This is a genomic window from Tahibacter amnicola (assembly GCF_025398735.1).
GTDB classification, from domain to species: Bacteria; Pseudomonadota; Gammaproteobacteria; order Xanthomonadales; family Rhodanobacteraceae; genus Tahibacter; species Tahibacter amnicola.
Window position 1 is genome coordinate 5,559,482 of sequence record NZ_CP104694.1, and the last position, 25,266, is coordinate 5,584,747.

At 65.0% G+C, this 25,266-nt stretch carries 17 protein-coding genes; 8 read left to right on the forward strand and 9 right to left on the reverse strand.

Annotated elements, in window-relative coordinates; genetic code table 11:
• Positions 1-5: 5 nt before the first annotated feature.
• The gene (locus N4264_RS21780; RefSeq protein WP_261694319.1) at positions 6-1,331 is read right to left on the reverse strand and encodes a pyridoxal phosphate-dependent aminotransferase; all 1,326 of its coding nucleotides are present in this window, start codon (positions 1,329-1,331) and stop codon (positions 6-8) included.
• 63 nt (positions 1,332-1,394) lie between these two features.
• On the opposite strand from N4264_RS21780, the gene N4264_RS21785 reads away from it, so the two are divergent.
• Entirely contained in the window at positions 1,395-1,646 is a 252-nt protein-coding gene (locus tag N4264_RS21785; protein ID WP_343231972.1) for a GlsB/YeaQ/YmgE family stress response membrane protein, read from the forward strand.
• Positions 1,647-1,688: 42 nt separating this feature from the next.
• Here N4264_RS21785 and N4264_RS21790 read toward each other — a convergent pair whose 3' ends face one another.
• Entirely contained in the window at positions 1,689-2,216 is a 528-nt protein-coding gene (locus N4264_RS21790) for a peptidylprolyl isomerase (RefSeq protein ID WP_261694320.1), read from the reverse strand.
• Between the two features lie 159 nt (positions 2,217-2,375).
• On the opposite strand from N4264_RS21790, the gene N4264_RS21795 reads away from it, so the two are divergent.
• Positions 2,376-5,306: a patatin-like phospholipase family protein gene (locus N4264_RS21795; RefSeq protein WP_261694321.1), complete on the forward strand. Its 2,931-nt coding sequence runs from the start codon at positions 2,376-2,378 to the stop codon at positions 5,304-5,306.
• Positions 5,307-5,378: 72 nt separating this feature from the next.
• On the forward strand, positions 5,379-6,593 hold the full coding sequence (locus N4264_RS21800; protein WP_261694322.1) for an SMP-30/gluconolactonase/LRE family protein: 1,215 nt from the start codon (positions 5,379-5,381) through the stop codon (positions 6,591-6,593).
• Positions 6,594-6,607: 14 nt separating this feature from the next.
• Here the strand turns inward: N4264_RS21800 and N4264_RS21805 are convergent, their stop codons facing one another.
• Both N4264_RS21805 and N4264_RS21810 read right to left on the reverse strand, forming a co-directional pair.
• Positions 6,608-7,159, reverse strand: a complete 552-nt coding sequence (locus N4264_RS21805) for a hypothetical protein (RefSeq protein WP_261694323.1) — start codon at positions 7,157-7,159, stop codon at positions 6,608-6,610.
• A 99-nt stretch (positions 7,160-7,258) separates the two neighbouring features.
• Positions 7,259-7,678, reverse strand: a complete 420-nt coding sequence (locus tag N4264_RS21810; RefSeq protein WP_261694324.1) for a styrene oxide isomerase — start codon at positions 7,676-7,678, stop codon at positions 7,259-7,261.
• Between the two features lie 212 nt (positions 7,679-7,890).
• Here N4264_RS21810 and N4264_RS21815 point away from each other — a divergent pair, with 212 nt between their 5' ends.
• A complete protein-coding gene (locus N4264_RS21815) occupies positions 7,891-8,082 on the forward strand; it encodes a hypothetical protein (protein ID WP_261694325.1) in 192 nt (63 codons plus the stop codon).
• 26 nt (positions 8,083-8,108) lie between these two features.
• On the opposite strand, the gene N4264_RS21820 is transcribed toward N4264_RS21815, so the two are convergent.
• A complete protein-coding gene (locus tag N4264_RS21820) occupies positions 8,109-10,001 on the reverse strand; it encodes a GMC family oxidoreductase (RefSeq protein WP_261694326.1) in 1,893 nt (630 codons plus the stop codon).
• A gap of 12 nt (positions 10,002-10,013) precedes the next feature.
• Positions 10,014-12,461, reverse strand: a complete 2,448-nt coding sequence (locus tag N4264_RS21825) for a cytochrome c family protein (protein ID WP_261694327.1) — start codon at positions 12,459-12,461, stop codon at positions 10,014-10,016.
• A gap of 548 nt (positions 12,462-13,009) precedes the next feature.
• Here N4264_RS21825 and N4264_RS21830 point away from each other — a divergent pair.
• The 3 genes from N4264_RS21830 to N4264_RS21840 all read left to right on the forward strand — a co-directional run bounded on the left by N4264_RS21830 (position 13,010) and on the right by N4264_RS21840 (position 19,264).
• The gene (locus N4264_RS21830; protein ID WP_261694328.1) at positions 13,010-15,286 is read left to right on the forward strand and encodes a pilin; all 2,277 of its coding nucleotides are present in this window, start codon (positions 13,010-13,012) and stop codon (positions 15,284-15,286) included.
• Positions 15,287-15,474: 188 nt separating this feature from the next.
• Positions 15,475-17,304 carry a translational GTPase TypA gene (typA, locus tag N4264_RS21835; RefSeq protein WP_261694329.1) on the forward strand — a complete coding sequence of 610 codons (1,830 nt, stop codon included), beginning with the start codon at positions 15,475-15,477 and terminating at the stop codon, positions 17,302-17,304.
• 238 nt (positions 17,305-17,542) lie between these two features.
• Positions 17,543-19,264: a tetratricopeptide repeat protein gene (locus N4264_RS21840; RefSeq protein WP_261694330.1), complete on the forward strand. Its 1,722-nt coding sequence runs from the start codon at positions 17,543-17,545 to the stop codon at positions 19,262-19,264.
• A 117-nt stretch (positions 19,265-19,381) separates the two neighbouring features.
• Here the strand turns inward: N4264_RS21840 and N4264_RS21845 are convergent, their stop codons facing one another.
• Positions 19,382-19,849: a plastocyanin/azurin family copper-binding protein gene (locus tag N4264_RS21845; RefSeq protein ID WP_261694331.1), complete on the reverse strand. Its 468-nt coding sequence runs from the start codon at positions 19,847-19,849 to the stop codon at positions 19,382-19,384.
• A gap of 71 nt (positions 19,850-19,920) precedes the next feature.
• Between N4264_RS21845 and N4264_RS21850 the strand changes: the two genes are divergently transcribed.
• Entirely contained in the window at positions 19,921-20,667 is a 747-nt protein-coding gene (locus N4264_RS21850) for a class I SAM-dependent methyltransferase (RefSeq protein ID WP_261694332.1), read from the forward strand.
• Positions 20,668-20,673: 6 nt separating this feature from the next.
• Here N4264_RS21850 and N4264_RS21855 read toward each other — a convergent pair whose 3' ends face one another.
• Both N4264_RS21855 and N4264_RS21860 read right to left on the reverse strand, forming a co-directional pair.
• On the reverse strand, positions 20,674-21,957 hold the full coding sequence (locus tag N4264_RS21855; protein WP_261694333.1) for an amidohydrolase family protein: 1,284 nt from the start codon (positions 21,955-21,957) through the stop codon (positions 20,674-20,676).
• Entirely contained in the window at positions 21,957-25,061 is a 3,105-nt protein-coding gene (locus N4264_RS21860) for an amidohydrolase family protein (protein ID WP_261694334.1), read from the reverse strand. Before N4264_RS21860 ends, N4264_RS21855 begins: the two co-directional genes overlap by 1 nt.
• Between the last annotated feature and the right edge of the window lie 205 nt (positions 25,062-25,266).

Below are 25,266 nucleotides of genomic sequence, written 5' to 3' on the forward strand. Positions count from 1 at the left end.
GCAGGTCAGGCCAGTTCGGCGAAGAATTCGCGGAACCGCTTCAGTCCTTCGGGCAACTGGGCGGTCGGGCACGTGTAGGAGATCCGCAGCGCCTTGGGTTCGCCGAACGCCGAGCCGGGCACGCAGGCCACGCCCTTGGCATCAAGCAGCGCGTTGCAGAAATCCACGTCGTTCTCGATCTTCTTCCCGCTGTGGCTCTTGCCGAACGCGCAGGAGATATCGGGGAACACATAGAACGCCCCCTGGGGGCGCGGGCATTTCACGCCCGGGATGCTGTCGAGCATCGCCAGCACCTGGTCGCGCTTGGACTGGAACTCGACGTTCTTCTGGGCCGGGACGTCCTGCGGGCCGGTCAGCGCGGCAATGGCCGCGGCGGTGACGATTTCCGGCACGTTGGTGATGTGGTTGGAATTGAGGTTCACCAGCGCCTGCGCCACCGCTTCAGGACCGGCCATGAAGCCGACGCGCCAGCCGGGCATGCCGTAGGTCTTGGAGAGCGAATCGACGAAAATGGTGCGCTCACGCAGTTCCGGGCGGCACTGGATGAAATTCTTGTAGCCGACACCGTCGAACACCATGCGGTGATAGATATCGTCGGTGATGATCCACACGTTCGGGTGGCGCACCAGCACTTCGGCGAGCGCGGCGACTTCATCCGGGGTGTAGACCATGCCCGTCGGGTTCGACGGATTGTTGAACAGGAACACCTTGGCGCCCGGCAGCGCGGCGTCGAGCTGCGCGGGAGTGAGCTTGTAGTTCTGCTCGGCCGGGCACGGCAGCAGGCGGACCTTGGCATCGACGATGTCGGCGATGTCGAGGTAGCTGGTCCAGTACGGCGTCGGGAAGACCAGGGTGTCGCCCGGGTCGAGCAACGCTTCGGCCAGGTTGTACAGCACATGCTTGGCGCCGATGCCGGTGGCGATGTTCTTGCGCGAGAAGCCCGTCAGGCCCGCTTTTTCCAGGTGCGCGAGGAAGGCATCGAGCAGCGCGTCCGCACCGCGATTGGAGCCGTATTGGCCCGAATCCTTGGCCAGGGCGTCCTTGACGGCCGCGTAGACGTGGTCACCGGGCAGGAAATTCGGTACGCCGATCGAGAAGCTGATGATGTCGCGGCCTTCGGCCTTGAGCTTCTTCGCCTTTTCGGCAACCAGCATGATCGCGCTCGGTTTGGCGCGCCCCATGCGCTCGGCTAGCTTGAGCATGTGTCTTCTCGCGGAGTCGGAAAAAATCGGCAAGATCCTAGCACATTGCGCCGCAGCATCCGCTGGACTTATGGCGAAACACCATGCCTGCAACGCCGGTGCACAGCTCGTCGCCGCCGCGAACGTCACGCCCCATCCCGCAGGCCGGATGCGCTACAGTGGCCGCCGCATTCCCGTCACAAGGAGCGGACCATGGGCTGGTTGTGGGCGTTTATCGTGGGCCTGGTCATCGGCGTCATTGCCAAGTGGCTGATGCCGGGGAAAGATCCGGGCGGATTCATCATCACCGGCCTGCTGGGCGTCGCCGGATCACTCACGGCGACCTGGCTGGGCCAGGCCATCGGGCTCTACCGCCCGGGACAGGCCGCCGGCTTCCTCTTCTCGGTCATCGGCGCCATGCTGCTGCTGGGCCTGTACCGCGCCTTCGCGAAGAAGGAAGGGTGAGCCTCGCCCGGGCCGCCCTGATCGGGGCGGCCCGGGAACGTCTTACTTGGCCTTGAAGCCGCTGGCATCCAGGGTGGCGTTCCACTGGTCGACACGCGCCTTCTGGCCGGCCAGGAGGGCGGACGCATCGCCTTCGATCCGGATCGAGCCGATCTTGTCGCCGCCGCGGACGCTGTCGACCACCTTCTGGTCATCGGCCGAGATCACCTCGCCGAAGACGGTGTGCTTGCCGTCAAGCCACGGGGTGGCCACATGGGTGACGAAGAACTGGCTGCCGTTGGTGCCGGGGCCGGCATTGGCCATCGACAGGATGCCCGGCTTGTTGTGCTTGAGGTCTGCACGGCACTCGTCCTCGAAACGGTAGCCCGGGCCGCCCGTGCCGCTGCCGTGAGGGCAACCGCCCTGGATCATGAAATCAGGGATGACGCGGTGGAAATTGAGGTCGTCGTAGTAGCCGCGCTGCGCCAGGTTCACGAAGTTGGCGACGGTGACCGGCGCCTTGTCGGCGAACAGGCGGATACGGATATTGCCGCGACCGGTGGCGATGGTGGCGATCAGGTCATTGCTCATGGGGCTCTCCAGGCTTGGGGGCCGCATGATACCGGACCAGGCCCGCCACGCTCACCTGCGCTGCGGCAGGCGGATCCGGCAGAGCGGCGCCGCTCGCGATTTGAGAGAAATACAAAGCTCCACTAAGATGCCTTCCGTCACGACGGCCGGGGGCGGACCATGAGTGCGAGCGAGACGGGCGGGCAACCGGCCAGCGTCAATGAAGTCCTGCGTGCGGAGCTTCATCGCCTGCGCCCCGCGGCACTGGCACACTTCCGCCCGACACCCCAGGACGGCGACAAGGGCGAACGCGCCGACAACCTGCGCGAGATCTACCGGGCGATCGGCACGCTGGATACCAATACCGCGCTGCCGTCCGAACAACGGCGCGGACTGTCCGCGCTGTGCTTCTCCGGCGGCGGCATCCGCAGCGCCACCTTCAATCTCGGCGTGATCCAGGGGCTGGCCCGCCTGGGTCTGCTGAACCAGTTTGACTATCTTTCCAGCGTTTCCGGCGGTGGCTACATCGCCAGCTGGCTGCGCGCCTGGATGCACCGGGAGGGCGCCAGCGCCGTCGAGGAGCAACTGGGTTCCTACCACAAGCCGCGCAATCCGCTGGCGCCCGAACCCAATGCGGTCGACCGGCTGCGCGAATACAGCAACTACCTGACGCCGCGGCTGGGCATCGCCTCGCCCGATACCTGGACGGCCGCCGCCCTCGTCATCCGCAACCTGGTGCTCAACTGGCTGGTCGTGCTGCCTATCCTGGCAATCCTCACCACCGCGCCGCAGTTCGTCCTCCTGGTCGTGCTCAACCACGAATTCGACGACCGGATCGGTCGTCCGCTGCTGGGGCTGGCCGTCGGCGTGGCCCTGTTCGCCAGCATTGCCACGCACTGGTTGCGACGATTCTCCACGCTGGAAACGCGCCCATCGACCTATGTGGCCCTCTGCGTGATACCGACAGCAGCGGCGGCGTCCCTGCTATCCACGGCGGTGCTGGGCCTGGACCTGCCCTGGCACAGCGAAAATCCGGTCGCCACGCCGATCGACAATGTCAATTTATGGACTTTTTCCCTGCTGTGGTGCGTAGGGATTCCCTTTGCCGGTTGGCTGGCCTCGGAAGTCCACCTGCTCGCGCTGGCCAGGCGCAACGGTCGCAAGAGCGTCTCGCCGCTGATCGAGCTGACCGCCCTCGTCGTATCGGGCGTGATCGCCGCCGGATTGCTGGTCATCGCAGCACATGTGCTGCTGCCGTTCTTCTACAAGTACCCGGCCTTCTTCGTGATCCTGGCGATGCCCTCGCTGCTGGGTGTCTATTTGCTGTCACGGATGCTTTTCGTCGCCTTCGCCAGCCTGAGCGAAAGCGTACGCGGCGCCCCCCGCCTGGACGCCAGCGACGACGCTGACCGCGAATGGTGGGCGCGCCTGTCGGGCTGGATCCTGCTGATTGCCGTGTCCTGGGCCGTCGCCAGCGCCCTGTGCCTGCTCGGCGGGCACGCGCTGGAACTGCTGGAACAACGCTATGCCACGCACGCAACAGCCCTGATGGGCGGCGCCTCGGGCCTTGCCGCTGCGCTGCTGCAGCAGCGCGCCGGCTCGGACGCGCACACGGATGCCCCCAAGGGCAAGCGCAGCATCAAGGACTGGCTGTTCGCCATCGCCGCGCCCTTGTTCGTCGTCTGTGTCTTCATCGTGATCTCGCGCGGCACCGCGGAGCTGGGCGCACTGCTGGTCGGAACCCAGGACCTCCTGGCCATGCCGCGCGACCTGCACCGGGAGGAGAAAGTCCTGCCGATGACCTATGCGCTGCGCTTCCTGACAGTCCCGCTCCTGCTCGCAGCCGTCGTGCTGATCATGGGGCGCGTGGTCAACGTAAACCGGTTTTCGCTGCACGGCCTGTACCGCAACCGCCTCGTCCGCGCCTACCTGGGAGCCTCGAATGCGGCGCGCAAGCCCGACCCCTTCACGGGCTTTTGCACCAGCGACGATTTGCGCCTGCACGAGCTGTCGGCATCGCCGTCTTTCCGGCCCATGCCACTGATCAACACCACCCTGAACCTGGTCAAGTCCGGCGACAAACTGGCCTGGCAACAGCGCAAGGCCGAGTCGTTCTCCATGACGCCGCTGTACTGCGGCAATTTCCACGAAGGCTACCGGCCTTCCAGCGAATACGGCGGCCGCGAGGGCGTCTCGCTCGGCACGGCCGTTTCGATCTCCGGCGCCGCCGCCAATCCCAGCATGGGATCGAGTTCCTCACCGACGGTGGGCTTCCTGCTCGCCCTGTTCAACGTGCGGCTGGGCGCCTGGCTGGGCAATACCAACCAGCACGGCGAGAAAACCTACCGCCTGCCCGGGCCGCGTTTTGCGCCATTTCCCCTGCTCGCCGAACTGTTCGGGCTGACGACGTCCAAGAGCAGCTATGTCAACCTTTCCGACGGCGGCCACTTTGACAATCTCGGTCTCTACGAGGTCGTACTGCGGCGCTGCCGCTACGTTGTTTGTAGCGACGCCGGCCAGGATCCCACGTTTGGTTTTGGCGACCTGGGTAACGCCATCCGCAAGATCCGCATCGATTTCGGCGTGCCGATCGAATTTGACCAGGCGATCAAGATCCTTCCCCGCAGCGGGGCGATGGGCGGTCTCTACTGCGCGACCGCCAGAATCCGCTACAGCGTCGTCGACGGCGCCGACGTCCCCGATGGCATCCTCATTTACCTCAAGCCTACCTTGCGCGCCGGTGGTCGGCCGATTCCCTACGACGTCTACAGCTACGCCGAGTCCGTGGCGCTGTTCCCACACGAATCGACCGCGGACCAGTGGTTCAGCGAATCGCAGTTTGAAAGCTACCGTGCGCTTGGCATGCACGCGGTCGCGGAGATCGGGCAAGGCAAAGACGTCAAGGACCTTGCCGCGCTGATTGAGCTGGCCACGCAGTACGTCGACCAGGCCCAGGAACACGCCAAGGGCAAGGTGGAGACAATTGGCCGCGACGAAGAAGTAAAGCTACTCGGCGACTTCCTGGAATGGCTGTCCGGGCACGTCAAGCTCACACCGGAGCCACCGCAGCCGAGCGAGCCCGTGGCCGCAAAGGTGCCCCCGGTCGGATGACAGGAGCCCACCGCGGTTACCATTCCAGGACCGGCGGCGTACCACCGCCGACTGACTGGAAAGGAGAGACCGTTGCCTGCCGTGACTGCACGCCTGTTGTTGCTGCTGATGCTGGCCGCCCCCGTCATGCACGCCGAGGAAGCGCCCGCCACGCCCAATGCGGCGGCCATTGCCGGCCTGACGCAGCGCTACGCCGAACAGCCGCATTCGCATGACCTTGCGTATTTTCTCGCCCGGTTTGCCGCCGATGACGGTCTGACAGAGCAGTCCGTCCAATGGCTGGCCAAGCTCGGTGAATCCGGCTGGACGCTCGGCATCAATCCACACGATTTCGACACGCTTGCCGGAAAACCCGGCTATGACGACGCTGCCGGCCGACTGCACCGGCAATTCGTCCGTCGCTCATCGGGACAGCGCCACCAGCTCGTGAAGGCACCGGATTTCCTGGCCGAAGGCACAGCCTACGACGCAAAGCGCCAGCGCATCCTTCTCGGCAGCTTCACCACCGCGCAGATCCTCTCCGTCGACGCGCGTGGAAAAACCCGGCGGCTGTGGTCAGCCGCAGGCTCGCACTACGTCCTCGGCATGGCCATCCATCCGGATGGGGAATCCGTGCTGGCCGCGGTCAATCCCAAGGCGGCTCAACGCGCGTCTGGCGAACGTCCCTTCGTCATCCGGCTTCGACTGAGTGACGGAAAAGCGCTGTCGCGCACACCGGCGCCGGAGGGCATGGTGCTCAATGACCTGTGCCTCATGCCGGACGGCAGTCTGTACGCGACCGACAGCGAGCAAAGCCGTCTCTTCAGGGCCGACCCGGCTCTGGAGAACCTGACACCCTGGGAGCAGGCCGGCAACCCGATTGCCGCCAACGGTATTGCGTGCGATGCGACAAGAAGGGCCGTGTATGTTGCCGTCTACAACGGCATCCGCCGCATCGACACGGGCGACGCCAGCACACGCCTGCTGGCGACACCCGCGGGCGAATTCGTCGGCGGCGGCGACGGCTTGTACCTGGATGGCGACCGCATGCTGTCGGTGCAGAATGGCATCGGTGCCGGACGCATCTGGCGTGCACAGCTGGATGCCGCCGGCAACGCGCTGAGCAACGTGCAGACACTCGACGCCGGCGCCGATGACATGGACGAACCCACTACCGGCGCCTTCGTGCCCGGTGGATTCGTGTACATCGCCAATAGCCAGATCTGGAAATGGAACGACGCGGAAGATCGTCTGCGCACGGGGCTCGCGATCCATCCTATCGTGCTGCGGCGGATTGCGTTGGAATAGGTGCCGCACGCGATTCAGCGAGGCGCCAGTTCCATCTTCGGCTTGTCCATAGGCAGGCGCCTTGCGGCAGCTTTCCTCCAGTCGCGGGCCACGGAGAGGCCATTCGCTTCGGTCAGCTCACGCAGCAATGCGACCAGCCCGTCGGGACGGCGCGAGCCGTTGGCACTCCAACGTAGTTGCGCGCACGAGAAGCATATCTCCATGGCGCTGACCCGCCGCCCGCCCTCGAAGAAATCCAGGGTGTGATGCGGTGAAAACAGGCACATCGGCTCCGCACCACCCTCCTCTGGCAATTGCCGCACGTTCGCCAGGAACGCGTCGCGGTGCGCGCCCGTGAATCGACGCACGGCATATACCGGCGGATCTACCCCCTCAAGCCGGCTCATGGGATCGAGATCGAACATGTTGGCATGTTCAGTCAGCTCCAGGTAGTCGGCGGTCGCAACAGCGGCGGCCAAGGCATCGCGAAAGGCCGTCGCGTCGACAGGATCATCCGATGACACGACCACCTCGCTGCCACGCGCCTCGAACGCCTGGACCGTGGCGGGCCCCATCGCGCCGGACATCGCCAGGATGATCGCAACGGAAAGGAAAATACATCATCACGCCCCTTCGCTGCGCGCCATCCGCACCCGCTGAACACGCTGGTCCCGTTCGTTGACTCGTCACCGCCGCCGACGCAACCCGGCAAGCAGCAACCCCACTGCGCCAAGCATCGCAATACCGACACTGACGAAGCCCACCGTGACCGCGATCTCTTGCCAAGGCAACGCCTGTCGCCCCGCCGCGGCGAGTGGCGTCATCGAGCCAGTCCCGAAGACAGCCGCCACCAACGTCACCAGCCAATTGGCGTAGGCGCCATACACCACGAGCCAGCGGGCGAGCGTTTTCCAACGCCGGGGCAACCGGACATCCTCCCACACCAGGCCCACGGCGAGCAGGAACAGGCCATTCAATATCCCTTCCAGGTGCGCCGACAGACCCATGCGCGGATTGACCAGGTTCGCCTGGAACAATCCCGTCACCTGGCCCAGGAAGAACAGCAGCATACCGTGCCAGAGCAGACGCCGACGCTCGTCATTCATGGGACTGCCGTCATGTGGAAGCCGGGTTCCCCGCAAGCTACCGTTCCAACCGGCGCCCGCCAAGTCCGGGCGCGCAGCGCTACTCGCGAGCGCCAGTTCGGCGTTGCTACGGAGTGATCACTTTCCTGCCCCCATTCCGAATACATCGGGCGAGCGATACACCCCTTACGCAGCCTATTACTGTGGCCGCCAGAACAACGGAGTTGCATGACGTGACCGTTACGGACGAGTCCTTTGCCCGCCTGCGGACGTGGTTCGACCACGCCCTGGAATTGGACGACGCGGCACGCGATGTATTCCTGGCCCGATGCGCTGAGCAGGATGCGACCGTCGCCCATCAGCTGGCCTGTATGCTGCGCTCCCATGCGGAACTGGAACGGCTGCGCACTCCCCTCGCCCGGTAATGCCCAAGGCAGCATCAGGCCCCGCGTCACCGCCCCGCCCGCGCATCCGTCGCAATCACATCCGCGGCCTTCTCGCCAATCATGTACACGGCGCTGACGATGAAAAATCCGGGAATGCGCGGAAATACGGAGGCATCCGCCACGCGCAGCCCTTTTACGCCGTAGACCCGGAAACGACTGTCGAGCACACCGCCCTGCTCGCGGGGGCCGATGGCGCAGGTGCACGAGGCGTGATGGCCCCAGGACTGGTTGCGGACGAAGTCGCGCAGATCATTGTCGGTCTGAACGGCTTCACCGGGTAGTTCCTCCTCCGCAATCAGGCCGCGGGTTTTCAGCGGCTTGGTCAGGGTACGAACGAACTTGATGCCGGCCACCACCGATTCGAGGTCTTCGCCGGTGGCGTCGGTCCCTTCCTCGAAGTAGTGGAAGTTGATATCCGGTGGGTCGCGCGGGTCGGTGGTGCGCAGCGTGATTCGCCCGCCGCGATTATTGGTGTGCGCCTTGAGGATGCACCAGGTCAGGTAATTCAGATGCTCGGGGAACAGCTTGGAATAGCCCGGAAAGTAGCCGCGGAAGAGCCCGAGCAGACCAAAGCAGAACAGATCCGGCAGCGGACGATCCGGGTAGGACCGCTTGATCAGTGCCAATACAGCGCCATTGGTGGTGTAGACGCCGGAACGGTCCTTCTCCCACTGCTGGTACTGAGGGTCGCCCTTGGCAAACTTCGCGCCCTCCAGCGCCCACCAGTGGTCGAAATTCATGCGATTGACAACGCCGACCTCGTAGCGGTCCTGCAGATTCCGGCCGACACCAGGAAGATCGACACGGACAGGAATGCCATGCTTCTGCAACTCGTCCGCAGGGCCAATGCCCGACAGCATCAGCAGCTGCGGCGTATTGAACGCGCCGCCGCAGAGAATGACTTCCCGCGCGGCGAAAATCTGACGCATCTCACCGGCGCCGCCGGCATTGCCACCGTGGGCGCGGTAGAGGCGCTCACCCTTGAGGTATTCAACGCCAATGGCCTGCTCGCCGTCGAACAGGACACGCGTGGCCAGGGCGTCGAGTTCGATCCGAAGGCGATCCGGGTGGCGCTGCGCGACGTCGAGCACGCGCTCGCGCGTGCCCATGCGCTGGTGGCCGCGTGTGGCCAGCGGCGTATAGCGAACGCCCTCGGCGTTACCGACCACCAGCCGCCAGTCGTTCGGGTCACCCTTGCTCTGGATGAATGCGCCCAGGCGTTCGATCTCGTTCCCGCTGGTGCGGAAGGCCGTCACGGCCGACTCGGCGATGACCTTGTCGAGGTCTTCGTCTTCCAGCGCCGCCTTGGGAATGGCGACCTCAGTCTGCAACCAGCCGTCAAAGCCGTGCCTGGTGGGATTGACTCCCAGGAGCTTCTTCAACCAGCGGTATAGCGGCCGATGGTGGCAGTTCTCCAGCTTCTGGAAGTACTGCCGCATGCACTGGGAGCTCCAGCTGGAATCGCCCGTCAGCTGCGCGATGCCGTCCCAGTCTTCGTTGTGCGGATACACCATGATCATGGCGTTGTGCGCCGTGCACCCGCCCAGGGTGCCGGCACGCGGATAGAAAATGCCGTCGACCTTGGTGCCGTCCACCGTCTCGACAAACTTCGGATCGCGTCGCTGCTGCGCGTCATCCGCGTAGTGGCGCACGTAGTAGTCCCACTTCATCGCGTTGTTTTCGGTCGAGATGGCGTGGAACACGGGCACGTCGTAGTCGTCGGGCAGGCGGTTGCCCGTCGGGTCGATGGCGTCGCCTCCGTGCAGCCGACGCGGATCGCCGCCGGCTTCAAGCAGGATGACGCGGAACCCTTCCTCGGCGAGGCGCGCCGCTACCGTGCCGCCTCCGGCCCCCGAGCCCACGACGATGTAATCGCAATCTGCGTGACGTTCGTTCATGGGAGCCGGCGCCTAGAAGGTCTTCACAAATTCGATCAGTGCGCGTTTGTCGTCATCCGAAAGGCCGGGTTCTTCGGCGAACTTGTCGGTGCCGAAGTAGTGGCCACGATTGACGATGTAGTCGGGACAGGCGCTCAGTTCCATGAGCGGATCGACCAGATTGGCGAAGACGCGCTTGGCATCGTCGTCACTGGCATTGCGCGGCAGCGCCTTGAGATCTTTCTTGATCTTGAGCAGGAGCTTGAGCACCTTCACCCCGTGTGTGGCCCGCTCCACCGGTTCGCGGCTTTCCGCCACCAGCTGCAGATTCGATAGCAGCGATACTGGCGTGCCAGCCGGAATCGGCCCCAGCTGAATGCCGCCGTCACCGAACAGCCACGGCAGATAGCGGTCCAGCGGCCCCATCAGCGGGCGCAGGAAGTCGGGCAGGTAGCCGGCGGGAACCCGCAGGTAGCTGGTTGTCGTGGTACGGTCCATCAGTCCCGGGATTTTCTCGCCAAGGAGCAGATCCTTGGTGCGTTTCTCCGGCCATAGCATCTGCTCGATCGAGCTCTGGAAACTGCGCATGCGCGCTTCGACCGACGGGCTGGGGTCGAAATCACCCACAGTGTTGTTGAGCAGGAACGGCGCCGTGGACCACAGGCTGATCAGCGACGCCGGGCGCGTATAGCCGCGACCGCCCGCCGGCATCTTGAACGCGCGCGGCTCACCGGTATACGGATGGTAGACGGTGACGGAACCGACCGAGGGGAGATCCTTGTAGGTCTGCGAGCTGAAGTTGTCCCAGATGCTGCCGCCGATGGCATTGCTGGCCAACGGGCTGCAGGCGTTGGTCTCCAGCAGCGTCACCGGCACGCGCAGTTCCGTTGACAGGTAGTTGCCGTCGAGGAAATCGTCCGCGAGCACGATGTCCCGCATCTGCTGCTTGAAGGTGTCGGTCTTGGTCCAGGCCCAGTAGTCGGCCCAGCACTTGGCGTAACCCGAACCGGAACAACCGCCCGGGTCAACACCCGGCGCTGGACTGGGCACTTTGCTGGAGTGGCAACGGGCGCAACGCTCGGCGAACACTTCCTTGCCGCGCGTGAGCTGTTCGGGTGTGGCCGTCAGGTAGGCAGCACCACCGGGCGCATCCTTGAGCTTGTGCGCATCCGTTGTCTTCAGGAAAAACAGGGCCAGGTTCGGTGTCTGCGATTCGGTCGCCTGCCAGTAGACGGAGTTCTTGCGTGCCACCGCAATCTCGATCGGCGTCGTCGGCTTGCCGCCGGTCAGCGCATTGAAATGCAGCAGCCATTCCTCGCTGAACAATCCGATATTGAGGAACACACGGTTGAGTGCACCGAGGGCGCCCACGGAGTCGGCACCATCCTTGAGTACCCGCGGCGAAAAGACGGTGTCGGGCTTGACGAAGAATTCGGTCAGCGGCCCTTCCTTGACGTAGTCGTTGAACTGGGCATTGTTGAGCGAACCGCCGGCCAGCGTTTCCTTGCCCCAGCGCTTGGCGATGTCCAGCCGCGATCCAAGGCCATAGACCGCGTTCATCGTGCGCGGATTGTTGATGTAGTCGGTGGAGACCAGCGAAGTGTCGAGCGCACCCGGACGCGCCGAGTGAAACAACTGGAACGGGAAGCTGGACGTGTCGGCTTCCCACGCGAAGATGCGATCCACCCAGAAATACTGCGCCCCCACGTTCGAGGTGAGGTTTTCCCATTTGGGATTTTCCGGATCAGCCGGCGGGTTGGTCGGGCTGGGCCCGACATGGCAGAAGCCGCAGGACATGCCGACGCGGTAGGGCTTGACCAGCGATTTGGACAGGTAGTAGTCCGGGTCTTCGTAGAAACGCTTTGCGTCCCAGGCTTTGGCAGCCGCCTCGTCGAATTCCGGATTCGGGAACAGCCGCAGCCCCACGATACCCGTGGGCCATCCGTAGAACGAACCGACCGGCATGTTCTTGCCGCGCGCGCCGAGCTTCACGCCCGGGTACTTCTTTTCGTTCTCAAAAGGATCGGGCGGACAGTCGGCCCGGCGTTTGTCCAGCCACAGGCCGAAGCGCTGCGGATCCGGACCGGTGGCTTTTTCAAAGCAGGGCTCGTTGACCAGGCCCAGGTAGTTCCAGCGGTTGTCGCGATTGAACTTCAGGCCTGGATGGGAGGAGATCGTCTTGAGGAAATCCAGCGTACCCACGCTGTTCTTCGAGATCTGGTCCCAGAAGCGATCATTGCCGGCGGTCCAGACGATCCAGGTGTTGCGTCCCTGGACTTCCTCCGTCGTCAGCGTGACGCCGCCGTCCATATCACGGAAGTAGTCCTCGTCAGCCGCGGGGAAGTTCTTCACCGTCAGGCCGACCTGCTTGGCTTCGTCGAGCACCGTGCCAGGCTCGGGCGGTTTCTCGGAACAGCCGGCCAGCGCAACAGCCGCCAGCCACGCGACCAACCCCGTGATTCGTGATGCGACTGCATTCATGACTACGTGCCTCCCCGGCCGTGCTGGCTTTCGCCGGCGCAGCACGCCGACCGGAGCTGCCGATGCGTCGTCGCGCCATGCCTCTAGTGACTGTCGACCTTCGCAAGAGACGACGCGCGGCGCATCAGATGCACCGTTCACATCGCTCTCGCCCGCTTCCCCGAATACCGCACCGACATCGCCCGCTCAGCGCGGGGCGCGCAAGACCACCATATCGACCAACGTATACCTTGGCAACTGTATCGTGTTTGCCATTGATAATGATGACTTTTCCTCAATGCCCGGACGGACGGGTTTCCGCGCTCCGTACCCGGCGCGCGAAGCACCCATCGACCGCTGTCGCGGACGGGACGAACCTCTCACCAGCGAGAACGGCGCCGCAGTCCGTGTCGCAGTCGACACCCGCGCGTGCAGGCATGCCACGGTTCGCCGGCGCACGGATCCGTTAGCATTGGTGGCCTGGTTGCCTACGGGGGTACGCGCGGCCGGCTGGGAATTCCCGCGCTGTCTCCCGTTCTTTCTGGATTTGATCGCTCAAGGAGACCCCGATGACCTTCCCCCGCCGCCTGGCCTTGGCCAGCGCCATTGCCGCTGCAACTCTGCTAGCCGCCTGTGATCGCCAATCGACACCGACCGCGTCCAGCGCCGTGGATATCAGCCGCGCCGCCGAGGCCATCTCGCAGCCCGCCTGGCTGCGCTCGCACCTGCCGGACCACACCGTCGCCTATGCCCGCCTGCCCTCTCCGTGGGGCCTGGCATCAGCGCCGAACGGGCGCGGCCTGGACGCCGCCCTTGCCAGCGAGGCGCACGCAAAGATCGTCAAGGACCTGCGCGACGCCATCCGCAAGGACAAGCTCCTGGCAGACAGCGGCATCGCCCCGGCGCTGATCTTCTTCTTCGACGACCTGGCCGGCCCGGTTGAAATGGCCGTGGTCGATACCAGCGACATCGTCAATCCAGCCAGCAGCATCCTGGTCGCGCTGCCGCTGCGGCTGCGCGAGGTGAAGGACCTCAACGATCGCGTGACGGCACTGGGCGGCGCGGCCCTGCTCAAGGCGCCGTTCAATGACGAAGGCAAGGCGGAACTCACCGGCGGTGGCTTCCTGCGCTTTGACAAGGCCAGCGGCCGCCTCTTCGCGCTCTATGGCATGACGGCCAACGCGCTGGCACTGGAAAACCTGGTCAAGCAGACCGAACAGCCGCGCCCGGCGCACGCGATGGCCGCGACCGAGCAGGCAACGGACGCATCGGGCCAGGGCCTGTTCGTCTGGATGAGCCTCAAGGGCGTGACCGGCATGGCCGCCAGCCAGCTGCCCAAGGATCTCGCCGACGGCATCGTCAAGGATGCGCTGGACCGCAGCCAGAGCGTGTCCATGGGCTGGGGCACCAGCGGCCAGCGCGGTCGCCTCCAGCTGCAGGTACAGGCGCCGGAAGCCCGGCTGTTGTCGTATTTCGCCCCCACCGAGTTCAAGGCGGCCGTGAAAACCGTCGGGACTCCGTCCTGGGCCGCCACCGTGTCGCTGCCCACGGCCGCGCAGCTCACGGCGCTGGAAGCCAACCTCGACAAGGATTTCGGCGCCGGTAGCGCCGACGCCTTCAAGAAGAGCATGGCCGAGATGAAAGCCAAGCTCGGCCTGGACCTGAAAGACATCCTTGGCGTGCTGTCGACGGAAATGGTGGGCTTTGAAGACAAGGCGGGCCTGTACTCCGCCGTGCGCACGACCGACAAAGCCGCGCTCTACAAACTCATCGAACAGCTCGGCACACGCTTTGGCTGGAAGCACGAAACGCTCAAGACCGGTGGCCTGACCGTGCACCACCTGTCGATTGCGGGCATGGATCTTTCCCAGTTCGGCAAGCCCGCCGACGCGACGGCCAGTGATGCCACTGCCTCGGGCGGCGGCAGTGACGATGCTGCCGCGGCAGCGGCGATCAGCCAGGATCCGGCGACGCCCGGCCCGGCCGATACCTGGCTGAAGCTGTACTCACGCTTCGGCACGCACCTGTACTGGGTGGAGGAAGGCGACTATCTCGTGTTCGGCGAAGTGCCCCAGGCCCTGGTGGACCGCCACGCCGGCAAGCCCGATCGCGACCTCGGCGACTGGCTGCGCCAGAACCAGTCGGTGGACCCGGCCACGACCCTGTTCAGCCTCACCGGTACCACCCACCACGCGCAGCGCAAGATCTACTACGCCTATCTGCGCGGCCTGCAGACCTTCGGCGACGCCGTCGGCCACCCGGTTGACCTCAGCCCGCTGCCGAACGCCGCGGCGCTGCAGCTGCCGGCCGAAGGCGCCATCGGCATTTCCCTGGACATGACCAAGGATCGCCTCGGACTGAGCATGGTCTACGAGCAGAACCCGGCCGAGGTGCTGTTCGCGGGCGGCGGATCCATGGCGACCGTGGCGGCCCTGGGCATCATGTCCGCGATTGCCATCCCGGCGTACCAGGACTACACCGTCCGGGCGCAGGTCAGCTCGGTGCTGGCCGAAACCGCCATGGTCAAGCTCACCATCGCCGAGTACTACCAGGACAACAACGCCCTGCCGTCGGGCGATGCGGAAATCGGCGGCTTCACGCTGGATACCGCCGACAAGTACCTGTCCAGCTACTACATCGACGAGGGCGCCATCGTCCTGGAGTTCGGTGACCAGGCCAACAAATCCGTCGCCGGCCAGGCCCTCGTGCTGCGGCCGTACCTGCTGGACGGCCAGATCGTCTGGCAGTGCGGTGACGGCGCCATCGCCGACACCGCCGAACCGCTGAGCTCGTCAGAGGCGGTCACCACCGTACTGGCCAAGCACCTGCCAGGTTCCTGCAAGTAAGCGTCCGCGCCGGGCCGGGCCACCGGCCCGGCGCACCCGCCCATACCGGTTGGCGGCCCAGACCGGGCGCCCGGCGACCCGGATCGCCGATGGCGTGCTGCGTCGCGGCATTGCGCCGCATAACCGGCTATACTGTGCCCCTCTTTTTCCAAAGCCAGAGTCCCTCCGGAAACCGGGGGCGCATCGCCATGTCCATCGAAAAGCTCCGCAATATCGCCATCGTCGCCCACGTCGACCATGGCAAAACGACCCTCGTCGACCAGTTGCTCAAGCAGTCCAACACCCTGGCCGACCGCGCCGTACTGGCCGATCGCGCGATGGACTCCAACGACCTGGAAAAGGAACGCGGCATCACCATCCTGGCCAAGAACACGGCCATCCGCTGGGGTGACTACCGCATCAACATCGTCGATACCCCAGGCCACGCGGACTTCGGTGGCGAAGTCGAGCGCGTGCTGTCGATGGTCGACTCGGTCCTGGTGCTGGTCGACGCCTTCGACGGCCCGATGCCGCAGACGCGCTTCGTTACCCAGAAGGCGTTCCAGATGGGCTTCAAGCCCATCGTCGTGATCAACAAGGTGGACCGCCCGGGCGCCCGCCCGGACTACGTCCTCAACGCCACCTTCGACCTGTTCGACCGTCTCGGTGCGACCGACGAACAGCTCGACTTCCCGGTTGTCTACGCCTCGGGCCTGCAGGGCTACGCCGGCATGGACGAATCGGTCCGCGAAGGCGACATGACGCCGCTGTTCCAGGCCATTGTCGACAAGGTGAAAATCCCCGATGTGGATCCGGAAGGTTCCTTCCAGATGCGCATCAGTCAGCTCGATTACAACAGCTACGTGGGCGTGATCGGCATCGGTCGCATCCAGCGTGGCAAGGTCAAGCCGAACCAGAGCGTGGTCGTGATCGACCGCGAAGGCAAGAAGAAGCAAGGTCGTATCCTGCAGGTGCTCGGCTTCATGGGCCTTGAGCGGCACGAAGTGGCCGAAGCCGTGGCCGGCGATATCGTCGCCATCAGCGGTATCGAAGGACTGGGCATCTCCGACACGGTCTGTGCGCCGGACGCCGTCGAGGCGCTTCCCGCGCTGACCGTGGACGAGCCCACCATCAGCATGACGTTCCAGGTCAACAACTCGCCGTTTGCCGGCAAGAAGGAACACTCCGGCGGCAAGTTCCTCACCAGCCGCCAGATCCGCGATCGCCTGCACCGCGAATTGCTGCACAACGTGGCGCTGAAGGTGGAAGACACGGCCGAGGCGGAAAAATTCAAAGTTTCCGGACGCGGCGAATTGCACTTGTCCATCCTGATCGAGACGATGCGCCGCGAGGGCTATGAACTGGCCGTTTCGCGTCCGGAAGTGATCATCAAGGAAATCGACGGCCAGATGATGGAGCCGTTCGAACAGCTGGTCGTCGACCTGGAAGAACAGTTCCAGGGTGGCGTGATGCAGCGCCTGGGCGAGCGCAAGGCGCAGCTGAAGAACATCGAACCGGATGGTCGCGGCCGTGTCCGCATGGAATACCTGATCCCGGCCCGCGGCCTGATCGGCTTCCAGACGGAATTCCGCACCATCACGGCCGGCACCGGCCTGCTGTTCCATGTGTTCGACCACTACGGCCCGAAGTCCGAAGGCGCCATCGCCGCGCGACCGAATGGCGTGATGATCTCCAACGGCACCGGCCCGTCGCCCGCCTACGCCCAGTTCGCGATGCAGGAACGCGGCCGCCTGCTGATCGAAGCCGGTGAAGAAGTCTATGAAGGCCAGCTGGTCGGTATCCACGCCAAGGACAACGACCTCACCGTCAACGCCCTGCGCGCCAAGCAGCTGACCAACTTCCGCGCCGCTGGCAAGGACGACGCCCTCGCCCTGACCCCGCCGATCAAGATGACGCTCGAACAGGCGCTGGAATTCATCGAAGACGACGAACTGGTCGAAGTGACGCCGCTGGCCATCCGCCTGCGCAAGAAGCACCTGACCGAAAACGACCGCAAGAAGCACTCGCGCGCGGCCTGATTCGGCACATCGGTTCTGACGAAAAACCCCAGGATGCGAGTCCTGGGGTTTTTTTGTTGTTTGCGAATGTCACCGCTGTCGCCGTGCGGCGTGCAGATCGGAACGACAAACAGGGGTTCATCCGTCCACGCTGGACTACCCGCTCGCTCTGTACAACGACACGCCCGTCCGCGCCCATTGGCTCCGGAAAGCACGCTCCGGCTATAGTTGCCCGGGTTTGCCGATGGGATCAGGGGACATGGCACAGCATCCGCATTTCGAATCCTTCAAGGCCGCATGGCAGGCCGGAAACTACGCCCAGGCACTGGGACACATCGACACGGTGATCGTCGATCATCCACAGGTCGCGTCGCTGCATTGGTATCGTGCCAACTGCCTGGAAAAGCTCGACAGCCGCCACGAGGCACTGGCGGCGCTGGCCGATGTGCTGACGCTCAAACCGGACCACGCAGCGGCGCTGGTCAAGCAGGTGGAGCTGGACTGGGGCGATGATGTCGACGACGAAGATGAGGAAGACCACCTCACGCCGGCGCAACTGCAGGCCCGTGAGCGGGAGGCCGCGCAACGGGTGCAGCGTCACACCGCGCAATTGCGGCGCGCGATCGACAGCGATCCTCACTTTGCCGAGGCCTATTTCGCCCTGTCGAACCTGATTCGCCACAGCGCGAACGAGGAAGATCTCAGCCAGGCGTCAAAGGCCGATGCCCTGCTTGAGCGCGCCATCACGCTGGCGCCGGAACGGCTCGAATTTCGCGATGCGCGCGCCAATGTCCACCGCGGGCGCGCACTGCTGGTCCCGGAAGGCACGCCGCCGGAAGACTGCGTCACCACGTTCAGCGGCCTGCAGTATCTGCGGCGGGAACTGGAAGCCGCGCTGCACGAATTCGAGCACTGCGCCCGGCTGGACGGTACGCACCGCTACTACGTGCGGATTGCCTCCATCCTTCACGATCTCGGACGCTTTGACGAGGCGCTGGCACAGTATGACCACGCGCTTGCTCTGCTGCCGTCCGATTCACCGCAGCGGGACTTCATTCTGGAAATGCGCGCCCGCTCGGAAGGCAATGGCGCCGGTGAGCGTGACCAGATGGCACGCATGCTGGAGAACGTCGTGGGAAAAGGCGAGCGTAACCAGGTCGATGACATGGTGGCGACCGCCCTGCTCGGCGCCGCCGGCGCCGTCCGCAAGGGCCGCTCGCTGGGCGATGCGATCGCGGCGAGGATGCCCGAGTCACCCGACGACCTGATGGCCGCCAACATCGCAGAGCAGATCCTCGGGGTAGCGCACGAGCCACAGCCGGGGTTGGTGGAGGCCGATGCGAAATCCTTTCCCGGATACCAGAGGAGCCACGCCGCACAGCAAAAGAAGGCGCTGCTGGCGATCGGTATGCGCCATATCGGCGACGCCGAGGCGACGGGACTGATGCAGACGCTCGGCCAGCGCGTGCTGCTGGGACTGTATGCCGATGCCACGGGTGAAGTGGGGGTCGCCACCTTCGCGCTGAAACCGAAGTGGCCGGGCCTGGTGGGGTTCGTCTTGCTGCTCGTCACGGGCAAATGGAAGGTGCACCGGATGACCGAATGCGTCTCGCACTTTGACGACGGGACGCATATCTCGACGCAATACGAGAGCATTTCGCCCTTCGCGTACGGCGGTCCGATCGATATCGAGCGTATTCCGCGCAACCAGACGGTGCAGGCGCTCGTCGCGCGACACCGTGAGCGGGTGGATGCCTATAAGCAGCAACGCCCGTATTCCCGGCCACTGCTTGCCACCGACCTGGAAGGAGTGGAGGAACGCTGGTGCGCGGGCCAGGACGCCAAGCGCAACTACCGCCGCTCGATTGGCTACGCCACTGATAGCGAACTGCGCGGACTCCTGGGCGCGCACTACGGGCAGCTGGGTGACAAGGTAAAGGCCAAGCTCGTCGAACTCGCGGCGGACCGCGACGGCGACTAATGCCGGCAGAGCCCGCGCAGGATCGCAGCGGCACCGGCTTCGGCGCCGCTGACTGCGGCACGGCACGAGCCGGCGGGGAGCCGTCACCGTTGCGGCACGGCGGATACGTCGTGACGGTCAGTCGACCGAGAAGGATTGCAGGCTGACCGAAACCGGCTCGACCTGGATCTCGCCAATCATCCCGCTGCCGGGCGAGCCGTGCGCGGAACAGTAGTAGCCGATCTTGCCGGGCGTGTTGAAGGTGAGCGTGAAACTCCAGAACGCATTGCTGGGCGCGCCACTGCCACCGTCCCCTTCGCAGCCATTGGCACACCGGAACGAATTGTCGTCCGCAATCACATTGTGGAAACCGCCAACATTGATAAACCGCACGCGATCACCGGCACGAATGGTCAGAACCGGCGGTTCGTAGATCAACTCGCCGCGGGCACCGACCAGCACCGTGTACAGGGCTGACGGTCGCGTTTCGGCCTTGGCGATTCCCGTCTGGGCCGATGCGACCAGCGCGGCGATCCCGCCGACCAGCGCAAGGCCGACCGCGCGGAAAGCGGTAGACTTGTCGTTTGACGCCGTTGCAGTTGCCATACCAGGGATGCGCCGAGAACCAGATGCCTATGCTAACCCGGGATTCGGCGCCCCATCCGTGAGCCCGTGCAATGTCCGCTAGCCGACCACGCCGGTCCGTCGCCGACCGGGCGGCACTGGAGCGTCACGGATCCGGCAGCGAACCGCTGGCATACGATGCCGCGGCCTACGGCGAGCGCTGCGCGCTGTTCTATGACGAGATCTACCCGAAAGCCCCACGCCAGGCGATCGATCGCCTCACGACATTGGCCGGGGACCGCGCGGTCCTGGAGGCTGGCGTAGGCACCGGGCGCTTCGCCATCGCGCTGGCGCAACGCGGGCTGTCCGTCACCGGCGTCGATGCGTCGGCCGCCATGCTGGCCGCACTGCACCAGAAGCCGGGTGCGGCAGGCATTCAGACAGTGCTCGGCGATTTCACGACGTTGCAATGGCCAGCGCGGTTCGGCCTGGTGACGTGCCTGGTCGACACCCTGGCCCTGCTGCCCGATGCCGCGCGCCAGGCGGCTGCCATCAATCGGCTCGCCGCGGCACTGGAGCCAGGGGGCTTCCTGGTCGTGGAAACGATGGTGATCGATTCGCTGGCACCGTCATCGCTTCACGCCGACATTCCCGTAGATAGCCGCCACGGCCGTCATCGCTACCGGGTTGACCTGTGCCCCGTCGCGTACGACGCACTGGATGCGTGGGTGGCCGCAGCTGGTCTGGCGCTTTCAGTGCGTTGGTGCGACTGGAACGGTCGGCCCTGGCAAGGTCAACAGGGTAATCTGATCTCGATCTTCACCAAGCCACAGCGCGACGGCACCGAACCGTCGCGCTGACAGGTTCTATTGCTTGGCCTTGCCTTCGTATTTGCCCCGGTACTTGTCGTACAGGCGCGTCTGCGAATTGGCCATGTCGATCTCGTGCCCGCGAATCCAGGCACGCTCGACCTGGGTGGCGTTTTCCAGCGCATCGCCATTGGCGACGAAGAGCGTGGCGTCCTTGCCCACGTCCAGCGAACCGAGGCGGTCGGCGACACCGAGGATTTCCGCCGGTCCCAGCGTAATGGCGCGCAGCGCCTTCTCCGCCCCAAGCCCGAACGCCGCGTAGGTGGCCGCCTGGAAGGGTAGATTGCGCTCGTTCGAAGCAGAACCGGCGTCGTTGGCGATGGCCAGACGCACACCGGCCTCCGCCAGCTTGCCGGCAGCGGCGAACACGGTGTCGTAGGCCTCCCAGCGACGCATCGGCAGGTTGTGCGACGAACCGAGGATCACCGGTATGTCGCGCGCCTTGAGCGTGGCGGCGAAACGCCACGCATCAAATGCGCCAACCAGCACAATGCGAAGATTCTCTTTCTTTGCAAAATCCAATGCGTCGCGGATCTGCACGGCGTCATCCGCATGAATAAACAACGGACGCGACCCTTCCAGCACCGGCAGCATGGCTTCCCAGCGCACATCGGTGCGAGTCTTCGGATCTGACGCACGCGCCGCCTGGTAGGCACGCGCATCGCGGAACGCCTGCTCGATTGCCGCTAGCTTGGTCTTGACGGCTTCGGCGGCTTTCTCCTGCGCCTGCTGCGGCATCCACGTCGGCATGCGCGACTGCGGCCAGGACAGATGCACGCCGACCGGGTCTTTGATGGTCATCGATTCCCAGGTCCAGCCGTCCAGCTGCACCAGTGACGACTGCCCGCTCAGCAGGCCCTCGTCCGAGGGCTGCGGCACGACCAGTACGCTCAGCACGCCGTTGGAGCGGGCGACGGGGATCAATTTGCTGTCGGCGTCTACCGCGACCAGGGCGCGCGCATTCGGATTGATGGCTCCGGTTTCCGCCAGATCGACCGTGGCGCGCACGGCCTCGACCTCGGTCAGGCCAATCGTGCTGTTGGCCGCGATGTAACCGGGATAGACCCGCTTGCCGGTGACGTCAATCCGTTCGGCACCGGCCGGTGCTTCCACGCGGGCGCCGACCGCCGCGATCTTGCCATCGACGATCAGCAGCTCGCCACGCGGAATCACTCCGTGGCTGACGGTATACACGTCGCCGCCGACCAGTACGACCGGTTTGTCCGCCGCCTGGGCCGCTACGGCACCCAGCAGCACAAGAAGGGGCATCAGGTACTTCATCAATGGGACTCCTGTGCCGAGCAGCTGTTGACCGGCTCACTGTTGTGATACGGACCGCGGATGTTGGCGTGGTGGATCAACGACAGGTCAGCCGATTCATCGTGTGCGTCGCGCGGCGCGGTCGGTGCAACCTTTCCATCCTTCTTGTCGGTGTCTTTCTTGGCCAGTGCCTTGATGCGTTCGGGCAGGGCCTTGCCGATCAAGCGCTGGCGCTCGGCGTCGATGCGCTCGCGTTCCTTGAGGTCATCACGGCGGTCGAAGTATTTGCGTCCATCAATCCAGGTCTGCTCCACCCGCGACAGCGACGAGAGCGGGCTGCCGGACCACAGCACCAGGTCCGCATCCTTTCCTGTTTCGAGCGAGCCGACGCGGTGATCGATACGCAACTGGCGCGCGGCGTTGAGCGTCACCAGGTTGAGTGCGTCGACCTCCGCCATGCCGCCGTACTTCACGGCCTTGGCCGCTTCGGTGTTCAGGCGGCGGCCCATTTCGTCGGAATCGGAATTGAACGTGACGACCACGCCCTGCTGCGCCATCAGGGTACCGTTGTGCGGAATGGCATCGGCGACCTCCATCTTGTACGCCCACCAGTCGCTGAACGTGGACGCGCCAGCTCCCAGCGAGGCCAGTACGTCGGCCACCTTGTAGCCTTCCAGGATGTGCTGGAACACCGGCACGAACTGGAAGCGCTGCGCCGTACGCGCAAACGCGAGGATCTCGTCCTGGCGATAGCTGTGCACGTGTACAAAACGCTTCTTCTGCAGAATTTCCAGCAGTGCTTCCAGGCGAAGGTCGCGCCGCACGGGTTCACGATCCTTGCCGCTCGCGGCGAGCTTCTCGCCGTATTGCTGCGCGGCGAGGAAACTGTCGACGTGCACCTGCTCCACGCCCATGCGGGTCTGCGGATAGCGCTTGTTGAACTGTGGCCCCCAGTTGGCCTGCTTGACGTTTTCGCCCAGCGCGAACTTGATGGAGCGCGGCGCGTCGGTCATCCGCAGAGCCTCGGCGTCCTCGCCCCAACGCAGCTTGATCACCTGGGCCTGGCCGCCGATAGGATTGGCGGAACCATGCAGCAGGTGCGCCGCGGTGACGCCGCCGGCCAGCTGGCGATAGATCGTCATGTCGGTGGGGTCGAGCACGTCACCAATTCGCACTTCGCTGGTGATGGCGTGGGTCCCCTCGTTGACGCCCTTGGCGACCGCCATGTGCGAATGCGGGTCGATAATGCCTGGCGCAATATGCTTGCCGCGCGCGTCGACTTCCTCGGCGTCCCTGGGTGCTTTCAGGTTCTGGCCAACGGCCACGATTCGGCCGCCGGCGATCGCCACGTCGGCGTCGTCCAGGCGACCCTGCGGGCCCTGGGTCCACACCGTGGCGTGCCGGAACACGACGGTGCGCGAGATCGCCGGTTCAGTGCGACCGAATTCGCCGGCCGGGAACCGGCCTTGATCGGCCGGCAGGGCCGGCTTGGCCTTGGGCGCCTCGGCAATACGCGGCTTGGCCGTGGTGAGATCGCCTTCGACCAGGAATTCCGCGCCACCGGCCAGCTGCCCGCGACCTTCGATGTGTTGCCGGCGGAATGTCACGGTCATCGGCAGGCGCTCGTCCTTGAGGCCGAGCAATGCACCTGGCGGGTACAGCGTCATTCGCTGATCGCCGAGCACGACCGGGAAGGTCGTATCGCCCGCCTTGGCCGTGAGTTCATTGAGTTCGCCGCTGATTTCCACGCTGGCCGGGCCGTTGACGCCGTTCCAGCGCAGGGTCCAGGTGCCGCGGGGATCCGGCGTGGCAATGCTTGCGAAGGCGTAGCGCTTGCCGTCGATCCAGGACTCGTAGATGCGCGCCTTGTCCGAACGGAACAGGTCCGCGTCGGCGATGGTGATCTGCGCCAGCTTGCCTGCTTCGAGCGTGCCCAGTTTGTCGGCAACGCCGAACATCGTGGCAGGCTGGATGGTCAGTGCCGCCAGGGCGGCCTGTTCGTCCAGCCCGCTGGAGACGGCCTTGCGCAGGTTGGCCCAGTACTGTTCATCCAACTTCTTGATGCCAGCGCCGGTGAAGGCAAACGGCACGCCGGCCTCGGCCAGCACGCGCGCGTTGAAGGGTGCCCACTCCCAGTGGGAGAGGTCCGACAGCGGCACGTCGAGCGCGCGCTCCGGATCGTCGATCGCGGGCACCTCGACGAAATTCAACGGCACGATCACCGGTACGCCGGCCGCCTTGAGTCGCGCGACTTCGCGGTACTCACGACCGTTACCGCTGATCACGGTGCGCAGCTTGAACTCGTCGGCGATGGCCAGCGCACGGCCGTAGTCAAGTTCATCCTCCGCGACGAACACGACCGGCTGCGCGCCGGACATCGGCCCCTGCAGTGCGTCCAGGGCCAGATTGGCCGCGACACGCTCGGCGTTCCGGTGCTTCGCCTGCCAGGCGATGCGGTCGTGCTGCCAACGGGCGTCGTGGAAGGTCTGCCGGATCAGCGCGATCGCGCCCATCAGGGAGCCAGGGTATTCCGTCGACGGAAAGCTCGAATTTTCGAAGGACAGGTGCTGGCCGACGCGGGGTTTGATCAGTGCGTCATTGACGCGCGGCGTATCGGCCAGCGATATCACAGCGCTCTGTCCGCGGAAAATACCTTTCTCCGGCGTGCTGACCACGGACGTGAAGCCCAGCTTGCGCAGGCTTTCGGCCTTCTTCGCATCCGGCTTGAGTGATTCGCTGAGATCGCGCTCGGGCCGAACCCGGGCATTCCAGTGCCGGGCACCCTGCTGCGGTACGGGTGAATAAGGCATCGCCACGGCGGGCGCGGGTGCAGCGGCGGCCGGATCAGCGACTTGCGCGTAATCCGACTGTGCCTCGATAAAGCCGGCAAAAATGGTTTTCCCGGCCACGTCGAGCTCGAGCGCCCCTTTGGGCGCCGCGCCCCTGCCGGCGGAGACAATGACCCCGTCACGCATGACCAGCGTGCCGTCCTCGACGACCTGCCCTGGGCGGATGACCAGCCGAGCGTGCGTCAGCGCTACCCAGCGCGGTGTGTTGTCACGGATTCCCTCCTGCGGAACCGTGCCAACCTGTGCCGAAACTGGACTGGCCCCCAGCCAGGCCACCGCGAATCCCAATAGCCATGTAGGCCTTTTCGGTCGAAAAGACGACGAGCGCATCCACGGCTCCCCATGCCAGATAAAGAGGAGCAGCATAGCGAGCGCTGGCACAGGCGGGAGTAGACAAAAGTCATGGGCCGTCCACGCTTTGGCGTATCAGGCCCGGACGGCCATGCACGTTACCCGGTATCAGTGTGCGGGCGTGTGAACC